The 15313-nt window shown below is 73.4% G+C and carries 12 protein-coding genes and 2 pseudogenes; 6 read left to right on the top strand and 8 right to left on the bottom strand.

Features of this window, described 5'->3' with window-relative positions; translation table 11 throughout:
* Positions 1–114: 114 nt before the first annotated feature.
* The 3 genes from FBY22_RS25850 to FBY22_RS25840 form a co-directional block, all read right to left on the bottom strand.
* The gene (locus tag FBY22_RS25850; protein ID WP_142149799.1) at positions 115–1356 is read right to left on the bottom strand and encodes a DUF2201 family putative metallopeptidase; all 1242 of its coding nucleotides are present in this window, start codon (positions 1354–1356) and stop codon (positions 115–117) included.
* On the bottom strand, positions 1353–2588 hold the full coding sequence (locus tag FBY22_RS25845) for an AAA family ATPase (RefSeq protein WP_142149797.1): 1236 nt from the start codon (positions 2586–2588) through the stop codon (positions 1353–1355). Before FBY22_RS25845 ends, FBY22_RS25850 begins: the two co-directional genes overlap by 4 nt.
* Before the next feature lie 115 nt (positions 2589–2703).
* Positions 2704–4059 carry a hypothetical protein gene (locus FBY22_RS25840; protein WP_142149795.1) on the bottom strand — a complete coding sequence of 452 codons (1356 nt, stop codon included), beginning with the start codon at positions 4057–4059 and terminating at the stop codon, positions 2704–2706.
* A gap of 137 nt (positions 4060–4196) precedes the next feature.
* Here FBY22_RS25840 and FBY22_RS25835 point away from each other — a divergent pair, with 137 nt between their 5' ends.
* Both FBY22_RS25835 and helR read left to right on the top strand, forming a co-directional pair.
* Positions 4197–5165 carry a helix-turn-helix domain-containing protein gene (locus FBY22_RS25835; protein WP_142149793.1) on the top strand — a complete coding sequence of 323 codons (969 nt, stop codon included), beginning with the start codon at positions 4197–4199 and terminating at the stop codon, positions 5163–5165.
* A gap of 738 nt (positions 5166–5903) precedes the next feature.
* Complete coding sequence (gene helR, locus FBY22_RS25830; RefSeq protein ID WP_142149791.1) at positions 5904–8078, top strand: RNA polymerase recycling motor ATPase HelR; 2175 nt, start codon at positions 5904–5906, stop codon at positions 8076–8078.
* Here helR and FBY22_RS25825 read toward each other — a convergent pair.
* On the bottom strand, positions 8065–9000 hold the full coding sequence (locus tag FBY22_RS25825) for an EamA family transporter (protein WP_142149789.1): 936 nt from the start codon (positions 8998–9000) through the stop codon (positions 8065–8067). The two genes, helR and FBY22_RS25825, sit on opposite strands and share 14 nt — an antisense overlap.
* A 68-nt stretch (positions 9001–9068) precedes the next feature.
* On the opposite strand from FBY22_RS25825, the gene FBY22_RS25820 reads away from it, so the two are divergent.
* On the top strand, positions 9069–9926 hold the full coding sequence (locus FBY22_RS25820; RefSeq protein WP_142149787.1) for a LysR family transcriptional regulator: 858 nt from the start codon (positions 9069–9071) through the stop codon (positions 9924–9926).
* A 55-nt stretch (positions 9927–9981) separates the two neighbouring features.
* On the opposite strand, the gene FBY22_RS46055 is transcribed toward FBY22_RS25820, so the two are convergent.
* The 4 genes and pseudogenes from FBY22_RS46055 to FBY22_RS25805 form a co-directional block, all read right to left on the bottom strand.
* A complete protein-coding gene (locus FBY22_RS46055) occupies positions 9982–10230 on the bottom strand; it encodes an alpha/beta fold hydrolase (RefSeq protein ID WP_399212548.1) in 249 nt (82 codons plus the stop codon).
* 172 nt (positions 10231–10402) lie between these two features.
* Positions 10403–10699: pseudogene (locus FBY22_RS46050) on the bottom strand (alpha/beta fold hydrolase); the annotation flags it as partial.
* A gap of 17 nt (positions 10700–10716) precedes the next feature.
* Positions 10717–11250: pseudogene (locus FBY22_RS25810) on the bottom strand (alpha/beta hydrolase); the annotation flags it as partial.
* A 75-nt stretch (positions 11251–11325) separates the two neighbouring features.
* On the bottom strand, positions 11326–11973 hold the full coding sequence (locus FBY22_RS25805) for a TetR family transcriptional regulator (RefSeq protein ID WP_142149785.1): 648 nt from the start codon (positions 11971–11973) through the stop codon (positions 11326–11328).
* A gap of 58 nt (positions 11974–12031) precedes the next feature.
* On the opposite strand from FBY22_RS25805, the gene FBY22_RS25800 reads away from it, so the two are divergent.
* The 3 genes from FBY22_RS25800 to FBY22_RS25790 all read left to right on the top strand — a co-directional run bounded on the left by FBY22_RS25800 (position 12032) and on the right by FBY22_RS25790 (position 15295).
* Positions 12032–12718: a class II aldolase/adducin family protein gene (locus tag FBY22_RS25800; RefSeq protein ID WP_142149783.1), complete on the top strand. Its 687-nt coding sequence runs from the start codon at positions 12032–12034 to the stop codon at positions 12716–12718.
* Positions 12715–13653, top strand: a complete 939-nt coding sequence (locus FBY22_RS25795) for a carbohydrate kinase family protein (protein ID WP_142149781.1) — start codon at positions 12715–12717, stop codon at positions 13651–13653. Before FBY22_RS25800 ends, FBY22_RS25795 begins: the two co-directional genes overlap by 4 nt.
* 88 nt (positions 13654–13741) lie before the next feature.
* A complete protein-coding gene (locus tag FBY22_RS25790) occupies positions 13742–15295 on the top strand; it encodes an MFS transporter (protein WP_260845134.1) in 1554 nt (517 codons plus the stop codon).
* The last annotated feature ends 18 nt before the right edge of the window (positions 15296–15313 follow it).

Here is a 15313-nt window from a genome sequence, read left to right as displayed (position 1 = left end):
GCCCCCGGTCGCGGTCATCGATCGTCTGTCACCGGCCGACCGTGAGATCCGCACAGGGCATCTGTGCGTATCGCACGGTCGCCGGCCTGAGGTCCGTGCGGCGCCGCGGCGGCCTCACCCGGGACCGATGTGGACCACGCGGGCCCACGTCGGCGGGGTGTCCGGCACGTACTCCGGATCGTCCTCGTCCCAGGAGTCGTCCGGACGGGGGAACAGGCCCACCACCGTCCGGCAGGCCGGCCGCTCCTCGGGCCAGGGGGTCTGCCCGTCGGTCAGGACCACGACTACATCGGGGCCCGGACGCGTCCGCAGCGCCTTGGCGAAGCCGGTGCGCAGATCCGTACCACCGCCGCCGAGCAGCGGGATGCCCTCCGCGCGGCACAGGGGGTGCGCGACCCGCGCCGCCGCATCGCACGGCACGACGGTGACCAGGTCCCGACGGCCGCCCACGGCACGGGAGATCGCGGCGACCTCCAGCAGCGCGCTGCCCAGTTCGGCGTCGCTGACCGAGCCGGAGGTGTCGATGACCACGCACACGCGGGGCGGCCGGCGCCGCAGAGCGGGCAGCACCACGCCGGACAGTCCCGCCGAGCGCCGCGCCGGACGACCGTAGGAGTAGTCCTCGCCCGCACCCGGTGCGGTCGCCGCCGAGCGCACCGCCGCCCCCAGCAACTCCCGCCACGGCTGCGGCGGGTGGAACGCCTCCTCCGCCCACCGCCGCCACTGCTCTGGGGCGTGGCCGGGGCGGCCCTTGATGCCCTGCGCCACCCGGAAGCGGACGGCGTCCCGCTCCTGCTCGCTCAGTCCGTGCGCGCCTTCCGGGCCCAGGTCCCACTCCCGCTCCCGCCCGTCGACGCCGCTGCCGCAGTCCAGCCAGGCCAGGCCGTCGGTGTGCGGGCCGAGCCGGAACTGACGCAGATAGTCCTCCATCAGCTGCCCCGTGGGCAGTTGGAGGATCCCGGGATGGACGGCGCCCTCGGGCCGGGGCAGCCCGTCGCCGTACACGTCGTCGTTGATCTCGAAGTCCGCGGCGATGTTCATCCGCAGCCGTTCGGCCGGACCGGTGAGCCCGCGCTCCCTCGCGACCCGGTCGCTGCGCCGGTGGTGCTCGCGCAGCAGGTGGGACACCTCGTGCACCCACACTCCGGCCAACTCCTCGACCGGCGTGCGGTCCACGAACCCGGGTGAGACGTAGCAGCGCCAGTGCCGGTCGACGGCCATCGTCGGCACCGTCCGGGACGCGACGGTGTGCAGGGCGAACAGGGCCGTGGCCAGATAGGGGCGGGCGCGGGCGGCCTGCAGGCGGGCGGTGAAGAGCTTGGCCTCGTCCAGGGCCCCCGGCGCTTCCCCGCTCATCGGGCCACCCTGGCGGCCGCCTCGTCCGCGCGCCGGGACAGGGACACCACTCCGGCGAGTTCCTCGATGGACGCCGGTACGTCCCAGTCCTCCCGACGCAGCGAGGCCAGCGTGCTCGCGGGTACGACCACCAGGTCAGGGGCACCGGTCCGCACCGCCCGCACGAGCAGCTCCCAGGCCGCGTCCCAGCGGGACTTGTCCGGGCGGGCGCGGACCGCGGCCACCACACCGTCCAGGGCGGCCTGGCGCAGATCCCCCCGCTCGGGCAGGACGGCGGCGGCCGGATCGGCGAGCAGGTCCTCGGGGTCCGGGAGGTCCATCCGGTCCACGCTCGCCAGCAGTTCCAGCCCCGGACCGTCTCCCACCGTCCCTCTGACCAGCAGCGACAGCACGTCTCGGGAGGAGCCGGCCGCGGTCGCGAAGGCGATCAGACGCAGCGTCATCTCCCAGCTCCGTGGTGAGGGCCAGGGGCCGCCCCGGCGGGTCTCACTGCTGGGCAGCCGGTGCACCAGGGCCGGACGGGCGGTCAGCAGCCCGCAGACCGCCCGACGCGCGAAGTCCACGGCCTCCGGCAGCCCGTGCGGGTCGAGCCGCGGCAGGGTGGCCCGGGGCCAGGTCCCGCCCAGGCCGCGTACGACGACCTCGTGGTCGTGGGTCCACTGCAGGTGCACGAACCGGTTGGCCAGCGGCGGGCTCAACTCCCAGCCGTCGGCCGCCGAGGAGCGCGGGTTGGCTGCGGCCACGATCCGCACGCCGGGCGGCAGCCGCAGGGCCCCGATACGCCGCTCCAGCACCAGCCGGAGCAGGGCGGCCTGGACGGCCGGCGGCGCGGTGGACAGCTCGTCCAGGAACAGCAGCCCGCGGCCGGCCCGCACCAGGCGCACCGCCCAGTCCGGCGGGGCCATCGGGACGCCCTGCTCGGCCGGGTCGTCGCCGACGATGGGCAGCCCGGAGAAGTCCGACGGCTCGTGCACGCTGGCGATCACCGTGGTCAGCGGAAGGTCGAGGGCCGCGGCCAGCTGAGTCAGCGCGGCGGTCTTCCCGATACCCGGCTCGCCCCACAGCAGCACGGGCAGATCCGCGGCCACGGCAAGGGTGAGCGCCTCCAGCTGGATGTCGGGGCGGGGTTCGGTGGAGGCGTCACGCAGAAGCGTCAACAGCGCGTCGGCGACGTCGAGTTGGGGGTCGTCGGCGGACATGCGGGGCAGGACGGACGAGGAGCGCATGGGCATGGGTGATCACCTTGGGGGTTGTGTGGGTGGAAAGGGGCGGTGGCGGGGTGGGGGTTCGGCGGACGGTGCTGCCGTGGCGTGGGTTCGGCGGACGTGCCGGTGGCTGGGCGTCGGGTCAGCGGACGGCGCCGTGGCGGGGGCGTCCGCGCCAGGAGGGTGGTCGGGGTGTGCCCGGCAGGACTCGGCCCGGGGCCGGGCCGGCCAGTCCGTTCCGGAACAGGCCGTAGGCGATGCGCCGTTGGGCGGCCGCCTCCAATTCCTCCCGCAACGGCCCGTCCCGCAGCACCGCTCCCGGCCCCAGCAGCCCTTCCACGACGGCCAGCGCGCCGGCGGTGTCGCCGTGGTCAAGGCGTTCGCGGACCCCGGTGAGGCAGTCGGGCCGACGGTGCGCCCGGTCGATGGCCTGCAGACAGGGCAGCGGGGTGCCGGTCAGGGCGGCCAGCAGTTCCTCGCGCCGGATCTCGTCCGCTCGGTGGTCGAGTGCGGTGAGCACCCCGTCGACCTGGCCGATCCGGTGGACCTCTCCCCGGCAGTCGACGAGGTGGGGCCGGTCCGCCCGCTCGGGGGCCCGAGGGGGCCCGGCCGAGGCGCGAGCGGGTGCCAGCGCGGCCGCGACCAGCGGGTGCAGCCGGCCGGCGTCGATCGCACCGGCGCGCAGCAGTTCCAGGTCGGGCGGAACCCAGGTCGCGGCGTCGGGCAGGACCGGCAACCCGTCTCCATCCGTGCGGAGTTGTACCGGAGTGCCGCCGAGCGGGTCGACGAGCAGCCGGTAGCGTCGGCCCAGCCGCACCACGACACCGGGTGCGGTGGCCCGCTCGTCGGCCCGCAGCACGAGCCGCGCCTCGGCCGCCCAACGGTCCATGGCACACCGGTGCCCGTTCGGCGCCGACCGCGGCAGCGCACAGTCAGCTGTGCCCGCCGGCCGGTCGGCCCCCGAACGGACCCGCAGCTCACCCGCCCTGCGCGCGTCCCACAGGTGCCGGTGCAGGTCCATTCGGAAGCGCGGATGGGGGTGTGGATGCGGGCAGGCGACCGTCGCGGACCGCGACCCGTCCCACACCGCCAGAGCGATCCGCTGGCCGGCATCGGCCCAGGCGGGCGGGGTCCGGGCGACCAGGTGCACCGGGTAGGGGCCGTCACGGCCCTCGGCGGTGTACCGGGCCAGACCGACGGTCAGCCCGGGCCTCAGCAGTCCGTCGGGGGCGATCCGCGGCATGTGCCAGCGCAGCAGATCTGGGGCCAGATGCCGTAGGTCGTCCCGTACTCGGGCCGCCAGCTCACGGCCGTGGCCACGCGTCACGGAACGCGGATCGAGGTCGACGTCGACCCGTGCGGCGGCGCAGGCGCCCGCCCAGTCCCCGGCGAGGCGCCGGGCGGTCGCGGTCTCGATCATGGAGGGCGGCACGGCGTACTCGCGCACGCGCAGCCAGAGGGAGAGGCGGGAATCGCCGTTCGCGATGTGAGTGGCCATCAGCACTCACCTTGCGCGGACGGGGCCCCCAATCTGTGAACGGAGGAAGTCGTCATCGCGGGCGAGCGTAGCGTCATCCGCCCCGGACTGTCAGCCGCATTTTTTCCGGGCCGGTGCGCCTGTGGTTGACTACGGCCGTGTTGGACGAATCGGTTCTGCGGACTCTGGACCTTCCGGCGGCCGACCGTTTCGAGGCCTGGACCGAGCGTCTCGGCCGCACCCACGCGCCCATGGATCTGGCCAGCGACCGTGCGGCGGACTACCGCGGAACGCAGCGCGTGATCAGCCTGGGCGACGTGACCGTGTGGCCGGCGACCTTCGACCACCTCGTGTTCCGCCGCACACCGAAGCTCATACGGTGCTCCGACCCCGAGGTCTTCCACCTCTCCCTCCTCAGACGGGGCGAGGGAGCGGCCAGTTGGGGCCGGGAGCAGCTCGCCTACCGCAGCGACGACATCCACGCCAACAGCTCCTCACGGTCGTACGAGATCCACACCGGGAGCGAACCGGTCAGCATGATCGGCGTCGAGATACCGCGGGCCCTCGTGGCGCTGCCCGGGGACCGGGCGGACCGGATCATCGGCAGCCGCATCTCCAGCCGCGAGGGCATCGGAGCACTACTGGCGCAGTTCCTCGTCCAGTTGGTCTCGGACACCGCCTCCTACGGGCCGTCCGACGCGCCGCGGCTCGGCACCGTCGTCGCCGACCTCATCACCGCCGTCTTCGCCCACGCCCTCGACGCCGAGCGCCGGGTGCCGCCCGAGACGCACGCGCGGACGCTGACCCTGCGCATCAAGGCGTTCATCCGCCGCCACCTCGCCGACCACGAACTGACCCCCGCCCGCGTCGCTGCGGCCCACCACATCTCGCGCAGCTACCTGTACCGGCTCTTCCAGGCCGAGGGCACCACCGTCGCCGCGTACATCCGCGACCAGCGGCTGGCGAACGCCCGCCGGGACCTCAGCGATCCGGCGCTGCGGGCCCTGCCGATCCACGCCGTCGCCGCCCGCTGGGGCTTTCCCCGGGCCGCGGAGTTCACCCGGACCTTCCGCACGGCGTACGGCGTCCCGCCGAGCGAACTGCGCCGTGGACCGTGCGCCAAGTAGGTGTGGACCGTGTGCCAACGACAGACCGGTGGGCGTCCGCGCATCCTGTGATCAGCGCGCCGGACGTACGGGGCGGACGAGGGCCGGAGCCAGGACCGCGTGGGGAGTCCTGGCCCCGCCTCATTGCGGGCGAGGGGCTGGAACGACGCGCGACGGGCTGAGGTGCCGCCCTCGACGCGGACCCCGAAGGACCCGCGGAAACGACGAAGGCAAGGAGTTCGTCCACTCCTTGCCACTCTCAACTTATAGCGCACCGGGGGGCTTGCGGCAAGGCCCCCGTCATGCCGCACAATCGTCGGCCTGAGGCCAGGACCTGCGGAAAGGGGGAGTCGCGTAGTGCGTGTGGTGTGGTCGACGTATGGATCGCGCGGGGTCGCCCAGCCGATGGCGGCGGTGCCGTTCGGCCCGTAGGCACGCGCCTCTCGGCCGTCCTCAAGACGGCCTTGACCCCGGAGGCCGCGAACGAGCGGCCACCGTGGCCGGCACTGTCCGCACCGAGGGAGCGGCCACCGCCACAAAGCTGCTGGCCGACTCGTTCGGCTGAGCGGAACGGCACCTCGCGTGATCGCCGGACTGGGGCCTGGCACACCAGGCGACGGCCGGTCCGGAGCCCGGCACTCGACAACCGCACACCCCGGCGACCAGGCCGGTGACGCCCCCGGGGGGCCACCTCACGCGGCGCTCCCGGTCCCATCCCGCGCGTCCATCGCCGTAACCCTCCAGATCGGAGCCCTTGCCGTGAACCCCGCGACCGCCAGTGCGTTCGCCCTGTCCGACCGTCTGGTCGCGAAAGCCGACCCAGCGCTGATCGCCGATGACGAGCAGCACTTCGCGGCGATCGCCGCGTGCCTCGACGAGACCATCGCCGAACTGTCCGACCGCCTCGACGCCGAACGCAGGGCGCCCGGCGGCCTGGGCCGGCAGGCGATGGACCGGGACGCCGAGATCCACCGGCTGACCGCCCGGCTGCGCGCCCTGCGCCGCTTCGGCCTCGACCTGTGCCTCGGCCGCATGGTCGGCGCGGACGACACCGAGCCCGTCTACGTCGGACGGCTCGGCCTCACGGACAGCACCGGGCGCCGGCTGCTGGTGGACTGGCGCTCGCCCGCCGCCGAACCGTTCTTCGGCGCCACCCACGCCCGGCCGATGGGGCTGGCCAGCCGCCGCAGGTATCGCTGGACCGGCGGCCGGATCAGCGACTACTGGGACGAGGTGTTCACCCCCGACGCGTTCGCCGGGCACGCCGCGCTCGACGACCAGTCCGCCTTCATCGCCAGCCTCGGCACCAACCGATCGGACCGGATGCGGGACGTCCTCGGCTCCATCCAGGCCGACCAGGACGCCATCATCCGGGCGGGCTCCCGCGGCGCCCTCGTCGTGGACGGCGGGCCCGGCACCGGGAAGACCGTGGTCGCCCTGCACCGCTCCGCCTACCTGCTGTACTCCGACCCCCGCCTTTCCCACCGCAGGGGCGGCGTCCTGTTCGTCGGCCCGCACCGGCCCTACCTGGCCTACGTCTCCGACGTCCTGCCCAGCCTCGGCGAGGAGGGCGTGCGGACCTGTGTCCTGCGGGACCTCGTCGCCGAGGGCGCGACGGCGGCCGTGGAGAACGACCCCGAGGTGGCCCGCCTCAAGGCGTCCGCGGAACTGGTGGGCGCGGTCGAGGCGGCCGTCCGCTTCTACGAGGAGCTCCCGACCCGGGGAATGACCGTCGAGACCCACTGGTCCGACGTCCGGCTGAGCCCCGACGACTGGGCGGAGGCGTTCGAGGCGGCGGAGCCCGGCACCCCGCACAACGAGGCCCGCGAGCAGGTCTGGCGCGAACTGCTGACGATCCTGGCGGACAAGCATGACGGCGAGGATGTCCCGCCCGACCTGCTGCACCGGTCGTTGCGGCAGAACCGGGAACTGCGTGCAGCGTTCGACCGAGCCTGGCCGCTGGTCGAGGCGGCGGACCTCGTCGCGGACCTCTGGTCGGTCCCCGCCTACCTGCGCCGGTGCGCCCCCTGGCTCGGCCCCGAGGAGGTCCGCAGGCTGCAGCGGAAGGAGTCCCCGCAGGCCTGGACGGTGTCCGACCTGCCCTTCCTGGACGCGGCGCGGCAGCGCCTCGGCGACCCGGAGTCGGCACGCCGCGAGCACCGCGGCGAGGCGATCCTGGCCGCCCAGCGCGAGCGCATGGAGCAGGTCGTCGACAACCTGATCCAGGCCGCGGCGGACTCCGGTTCCGACGGCGACGACGGTGAGGGCCTGGTGCGGATGCTGCGCGGCGAGGACGCCCGGGTCAGCCTGGTCGACGAGGCCGAACTGCCCACCGCCGAACCGGATCTCATCGCCGGTCCGTTCGCGCACATCGTCGTGGACGAGGCCCAGGAGTTGACCGACGCGGAGTGGCAGATGCTGCTGCTGCGCTGTCCCTCGCGCAGCTTCACCATCGTCGGGGACCGCGCCCAGGCCCGGCACGGCTTCGCCGAGTCGTGGCGGGAACGGCTGGAGAGGATCGGGCTCGACCGGATCGAACTGGCGTCGCTGAACATCAACTACCGCACTCCCGGGGAGGTGATGGCCGAGGCCGAGCCGGTCATCCGGGCAGTGCTCCCGGACGCCAACGTGCCGACCTCCATCCGCAGCGCCGGCATCCCGGTCGTCCACGGCTCCCTCGCAGACCTCGACCCGGTCCTCGACGGCTGGCTCGCCGCGCACGCCGAAGGCATCGCCTGCGTCATCGGCCACCCCGGGTTCCGGGCGACGGCCCGTGTCCGGTCCCTGACACCGGAGCTGTCGAAGGGCCTGGAATTCGACCTGGTCGTCCTCGTCGACCCGCAGGACTTCGGCGACGGCATCGAAGGAGCGGTCGACCACTACGTCGCGATGACCCGGGCCACCCGGCAACTCGTCGTCCTCACCGGCGCCTGACGCCACCGCTTCCGGAACGCCCCGCGCCGAGGATGCTCAGGGCGTTGGCGACGACGACCGCGCCGATGCCCGCCCACTCGGCCCAGCCCAGGCGCTGGCCGAGCCCCACCCGGCCCACGGCCGCCGCGAGGACCGGATTGACGCTCATGAACAGGCCGAACGCGGGTGCGGGGACCCGGCGCAGGGTGAACAGGTCGGCCAGAAAGGGCACCGCCGAGGAGAGCACACCGGCCGCCACGGCGCAGGCCAGCGCAGTGGCGGCCGGCGGATGCCGGAGCACGACGGCCACGCCGACCGGCAGGAACAGCAGGGCCGAGACACCGGCCGCGGCGGCCGAGCCCTGGGCGCCGGGCAGCCGCCGGCCGACGGTGCGGTTGAGGAGGATGTACGAGGCCCAGCAGGCGGCCGCCAGCAGACCCAGGCCCATGCCGACGTAGTCCGTGGAGGGCCGCGGCCGCATCAGCGTGACGACACCCGCGGCGGCGATCGCCGCGCAGCAGGCGTCCGCCCGGCGCCGGGCGGCGGCCAGGGCGATGGTGAGGGGGCCGAGGAACTCCAGGGTCACCGCGAGGCCGAGGCCGATTCGGCCGACGGCGCTGTACAGGGAGAGATTCATCGTGCCGAAGACCACGGCCAGCGCCAGCACGGGCCGCCACTGCCGCCAGGTGAACGTCCGCAGCCGGGGCCGGCCCACCGCCAGCAGCACGATCGCGGCGACGTACTGGCGTACCGCCACGACCCCGACGGGCCCGAGCACGGGAAAGGCGAGGGAACCGATCGCGGCGCCGGTCTGGTTGGACAGGCCACTGCCGACCATCGCGACCACGCCTGCCGGACTCGGCCCGGCGGATCGCGCGGCCGGGGCAACGGGCGCGGCTACCGGGGGCACGGGCGCGGGAGCGGGCGTACGGACCAGACGCATGCCCCGATCGTCGGACCCTGCCGCCCATGCGCAAAATGCGTCTGGCCGTCGATCTATACGCTTGAGTCATGGATGTGGAGATACGACAGCTGCGCTGCCTCGTGGCCATCGTCGACGAGGGCACCTTCACCGACGCGGCCATCGCCCTCGGCGTCTCCCAGGCGGCCGTGTCCCGGACCCTGGCCTCGCTCGAACGGGTGCTGGGCGTAAGGCTGTTGCGGCGGACCTCCCGAACGGTCACGCCGACCGTGGCCGGGCAGCGCGTGCTCCGGCACGCCCGTCGGGTCCTCGCGGAGGTGTCGGACATGGTCCACGCGGCGACCTCGGACCGTGCCGAACTGCGGGTCGGCTACGCCTGGTCGGCACTCGGCCGGCACACCCCCGTCTTCCAGCGGCAGTGGGCCCGGGCCCACCCGGAGACCGGCCTGCAGCTGATCCGCGTCAACTCCGCCACCGCCGGTCTCGCGGAGGGCGTCTGCGACCTCGCGGTGGTGCGCAGGCCGCTGGGGGAGGACCGGCGCTTCGACAGTGCCATCGTCGGCCTGGAACGCCGGCTGTGCGCCCTGTCCTCCGACGACCCGCTGGCCAGGCGCCGCTCGGTGCGCCTCGCGGACCTCGCCGACCGCACCCTTCTCGTCGACCGGCGGACCGGTACCACGACCCCCGACCTGTGGCCGCCCGACGCCCGCCCGGCCACCGAGGAGACCCACGACGTCGACGACTGGCTCAACGTCATCGCCGGCGGCCGCCGGGTCGGCATGACGGCGGAGTCGACCGCCCACCAGTACCCACGGCCCGGCGTGGTCTACCGCCCCGTCCGCGACGCCGAGCCCGTCGCCGTACGCCTCGCCTGGTGGCGCGACGACCCGCACCCGGCCACCCCCGCGGCGATCGAACTCCTCACCACGCTGTACCGCGAGCCCTGACGGCCCGGGCCCGGGCCGCTTCGGATCCGCCGCGGGGGCTCAACGCCGGGCCGCGTCAGCTCGTCGCGCGTACCGCGTCGCGGATCAGGTCGGCGACCTCCTTGGGCCGGGAGACGGCGACGGCGTGTGAGGCGCCCTCCAGCTCGCGAGTCGTCGCGCCCGCCCGCTTCGCGCCGAAGCGCTCCACCTCCGGGTTGATCGCCTCGTCCGCCCCCGCGACGAGCGCCCACGACGGCTTGGTCTGCCATGCGGCGGCCGCCGCCGGCTCGTCGAACACCGAGGTGGCTAGGGGCCGTTGGGACACCGCCAGGGTCTTGGTCACCGGAGCGGGCACGTCGGCGGCGAAGATGCCGGGGAACGCCTCGGCCTGGATGGTGACCTCGACGGCCGTCCGCCCGCCCTCGACCGGGTACGTCCACTCCTTGAGGTTGCTCACCAGCGGCGAGAGCGGGAAGCGCCCCTGCGACTCGCCGAGGCTCTCGCCCTGTTCGGGAACGTAGGCCCGCGATGTAGACCAGGCCGACGACGTTCTCGGCGGCACCGGCCACCGTGATGACCGCGCCGCCGTAGGAGTGCCCGACGAGGACGACGGGACCGTCGATCTGTGCGGCGAGCGAGGCGATGTACGCGGCGTCGGAGGCCAGCCCGCGCAGCGGGTTCGGCGGGGGGATCACGGGGATGCCGTGGTTCTGCAGCTCCGCGACGACACCGGCCCAGCTGCCGGCGTCGGCGAAGGCGCCGTGCACGAGAAGGGCGGTGGGGGTGGTGGTCATGTCCGCTGTCTCCCGGTTCAGTTGGTGTGCAGGGCCGTGCGCAGGGTGGCGACGGCCTGGTTGATGGCGGCTTCGGCGGCGTGTGTCTCGCGCAGGGCGTTGAGCATCACGAAGTCGTGGATGATGCCCTGGTAGCGCACGGCGGTGACGGGGACGCCGGCCTGGCGCAGCTTGTTCGCGTAGGCCTCGCCCTCGTCGCGCAGTACGTCGGCCTCGCCGGTGATGACCAGCGCCGGGGGCAGTCCGGCCAGTTGCTCGGTGGAGGCGCGCAGCGGGGAGGCGGTGATCTGTGCCCGTTCCGCCGCGTCGGTGGTGTACTGGTCCCAGAACCACTGCATGGCGTCCCGGCGCAGGAAGTAGCCGGTGGCGAACTGGTGGTAGGAGGCGGTGTCGAAGCTCGCGTCGGTGACCGGGTAGAACAGCACCTGCTGCACCAGCGGGACGTCCCCGCGCTGCTTGGCCATCAGGGTCAGCGCGGCGCTCATGTTGCCGCCGACGGAGTCGCCCGCCACGGCCAGCCGTGCGGCGTCCAGGTTCTTGTCGGCGCCCTTCCTTGGCCGGCCTCCCCGCTCGGCTCGGCCGCAAGGCACCGTCCCCCGCAGCCGACCTGATCCCAAGCGACAGCCCTAGCCGCGATAGCGGGCCGTGACCGCGGCGAGGTAGCCGCGCAGCATCACCTTGGCCTCCTCCAGTAGCTCCGCGTCCCCGAGCGGCTCGCGGCGGAAGGCCTCCTGGGCGAGGGCGTCGGCCGCCAGGACCGCGCAGTGGCAGGCGCGAGCCAGGGCCTCGTCGTCCCGGGCGAGACCGAGGGCCAGCAGGACACGGCGGATCCCGTCGGCCATCCGGCGCTTGTGGTCGCGGTCGGCGGTCCGGGTCCGCTCGGTCAGACCGCTGCCGAACCACAGCGCCCTGAAACCGTGTTCGCTGCGGTAGATCCCGGCGAAGGCGTCGACGAGCATGCCGACCGGATCCTCCCAGCGCTCGGCCGCCGCGGCATCGACGAGACCGTCCATGGCGGCCTCCAGCTTGGCGAAGTAACCGGCCGCGAGCGCGTCGATGATCGCGTCACGATCGGGCAGGTACTGGTACAGCGAGCCGACCGAGACCCGCGCCGCCGCGGCCACCCGGGTCGTCGTCAGGGCCTCCACCCCGTCCCTGATCAGGATCTGCTCCGCCGTCTCCAGCACCCGCGCCAACCGGGCCCTGCTGCGCGCCTGTTGAGGGGTGCGCCGCAGGGGAGCGGCCCCACCCGGACGCGTGGTCGGCTCACCCACGGAACAACCTCCGAACCTGAACGTGACTTTGTTTCATGTTTAGGTTACGGTCGCGCCCATGACCGACTCAAGCTCGGCACTTCAGCCGGAGCGGAGCGCCGTCGCGGACGCCTGCCGCCGCCTGGGCGCCGAGGGGCTGCTCATCGGCACCGCCGGGAACGTCAGCGTGCGCGTGGGGGACCGGGTCGCCGTCACCGCGACCGGAGCCGTGCTCGCCGAACTCACCCCGGACCAGGTCACCGTGGTCGACCTCGACGGCAAGGTCGTGGCCGGTACCCTCCGGCCGACCTCCGAACTGGACCTGCACCTCGGCGTCTACCGGCGCTACGGCACCGGCGCGGTCGTCCACACCCACGCGCCCATGGCCACCGCACTCTCCCTCGTCCTCGACGAACTGCCCTGCGTGCACTATCAGTTGCTCAGCCTCGGCGGCACCGTACGGGTCGCACCGTACGCCACCTTCGGCACCCCGGAACTCGCCGAGTCGGTCCTCGCCGCGCTGGAGGGCCGCAGCGCCGCCCTCATGGCCAACCACGGCGCACTCACCCACGCGCCCACCCTCGACAAGGCCGTCGAGCACGCCCTGCTGCTGGAGTGGGCGTGCGGCGTCTACCAGCGCGCCGCCGCGCTCGGCACCCCGCGCGTCCTCGACGAACAGCGGCAACTCGCGGTCATCGAGGCAGCGATCGCCCGCGACTACGGCACCACCCACCCCGTACCACCCGCGCAGGAGGGAACCCGATGAAGGCACAGCAGGTCGTGACGATGGGTGTGCACGTGCTGGACGTGCTGGTACGTCCGGTGGAGGAGATACCCGAGGGCCAGGGCGCCACCCTCGTCGACGACATCCGGATGACCGCCGCCGGTACGGCCGCCGGCACCGCGCTCACCCTCGCCAAACTCGGCGCCGGAGTCCGCACCACCGGGGCGATCGGCACCGATCCGACCGGCGACATGCTCGTCCAGCTGCTGAACGGGGCGGGAATCGACACGGAGTTGCTGGTCCGCCGTATCGACACCTCCACCTCCGCCACCGTCCTGCCGATCCGCCCCAACGGCGACCGGCCCTCCCTCCACCTGCTCGGCGCCAACGTCACCTACGGCCTCGACGACGTCCCCTGGGACGCCGTCGCCGAAGCCACCCATCTGCACCTGGGCGGCCCCGAACTGATCGGTGCCGACGTCGCGGCGCGCATCCTGCACTTCGCCCGGGAACACGACGTGGTCACCTCCGTCGACCTCCTGGCCCCCGGCGCACTGGGCACCTACGACCAGATCGAGCCGCTCCTCAAGTACGTCGACTACCTGCTCCCCAACGACGACCAGGTCCTCGGCTTCAGCGAGGAGGAGGACCTGGTGACCGGCGCGAAGAAGTTCCTGGCCGCCGGGGCCGGGCTCGTCGCCGTCACCCGCGGCGGCGACGGCGCGCTCCTGGTGACCGCCGACGGCACCGAACCGGTCCCGGCCTTCGAGGTGGACGTCGTGGACACCACCGGCTGCGGCGACGCGTTCTCGGCCGGCTTCCTGCGCGGAGTCGGCCTGGGCCGCACCCCCCGAGAGGCCGCTGTTCTCGGCAGCGCCGCGGCGGCACTGGTCGCCCAGGGGCTCGGCAGCGACCACGGGGACTTCGACCTCCCCGAGGCCGACGAGTTCGCCATGACCGGCAAAACCCGGGACTGACGGCCGGCACGTGACCGAGTGGTGAGGCGTACGGCGGGGGCGTACGGTCGGACATTGAACGCCGTCGTTCACCGAGAGCAAGCGCACCATGAGCAGCAGCCCCCAGCCGACCTCCGCAGCACAGGCCACCACCCGGGAATCGGGCGGCGGCGGAAACGGCATGGCGCTGCTGGTCATCGCGTCCTGCCAGCTCATGGTGGTGCTCGACATCACCATCGTGAACATCGCGCTGCCGCACATCCAGAGCGCCCTGGACTTCTCCACCACCAGCCTGTCCTGGGTGGTCAACGCCTACACGCTCACCTTCGGCGGGCTGTTGCTGCTCGGCGGGCGCACCGGCGACATCCTCGGCAGGCGCCGCATGTTCATCTTCGGGGTGCTGCTGTTCGCGCTCGCCTCCCTGCTCGGCGGACTCGCCCAGAACTCCGGTGAACTCCTCGCCGCACGCGCCCTGCAGGGCGTCGGCGGGGCCATCGCCTCCCCGACCTCGCTCGCCCTGATCAGCACGACCTTCCGCGAGGGCCCCGAACGCAACCGTGCCTTCGGCGTCTTCGCGGCGGTCTCCTCCGGCGGCGGCGCGATCGGACTGCTGGCGGGCGGGATGATCGTCGAGTGGCTCAACTGGCGGTGGGTGCTCTTCGTCAACGTGCCCATCGGAGTGCTGATAGCCCTCGCCGCACCCCGCTGGATCAGGGAGTCCGAACGCCACCCCGGCCACTTCGACATCGCCGGCGCGCTGACCTCCACGCTCGGCATGGTGCTGCTGGTGTACGGCTTCATCAGGGCCGCGCAGGAGGGCTGGCGGGACGCGTTCACGCTGGCCTCGTTCGGTGCCGCCGTCGTCGTCCTGGCGGCGTTCGTCCTGATCGAGCGGCGCTCCGACCAGCCGATCACCCCGCTGCACATGTTCGCCGACCGCAACCGCGCCGGCACCTACGGCATCATGCTGAGCCTCGCGGCCGCGATCTTCGGCATGTTCTTCTTCCTGACGCTCTTCGTCCAGGACGTGCTGGGCTTCAGCCCGTTGCAGGCCGGGCTCGCCTTCCTGCCGGTCAGCGCGGTGATCGCGGTCGGCGCGGCGCTCGCCTCCCGGTTCCTGCCGAGGTTCGGCCCCAAGCCGTTCATGGTGGTGGGGGCCGTGCTCGCGGCAGCGGGGCTGGCCTGGCTGACCCTGACCGACGTCGACTCGACGTACGCCGGCAGCATCCTCGGCCCGATCTGTGTCTTCGGTCTGGGCATGGGCATGGAGTTCGTCTCGCTCACCCTCATGGCGCTCTCCGACGTCTCCGTCCGGGAGACCGGTGCGGCCTCAGGGCTCCTCAACGCCACCCAGCAGGTGGGCGGTTCGCTCGGCCTGTCCATCCTGGTCACCATGTTCGGCACGGCCAGCACCAACGAGGCCCACAAGCAGGTCGCCGGCTTCCTGGCGCAGGCCACCCCCGCCGAGCGCCTCCGTTTCCGGAACACCGGCAAACTCCCGCCCCCCTGGTCCGACGAGGTCCTCACGGCCGGCATCTCCGCCGCCTTCGTCACGGCGGCGATCTTCACCGTCGTCGCCGCCCTGGTCGCCGTCCTCGCCATCCAGGTCCGCCCGTCCGACCTGGAACGCCTCAAGGGCGGCATGGGCCCCGGAGCGGTCTGAGCCCACGTGGCCGGTGCA

Source organism: Streptomyces sp. SLBN-31 (genome assembly GCF_006715395.1).
Lineage (GTDB): Bacteria > Actinomycetota > Actinomycetes > Streptomycetales > Streptomycetaceae > Streptomyces.
This window is presented reverse-complemented; position numbering and strand designations above follow the sequence as displayed.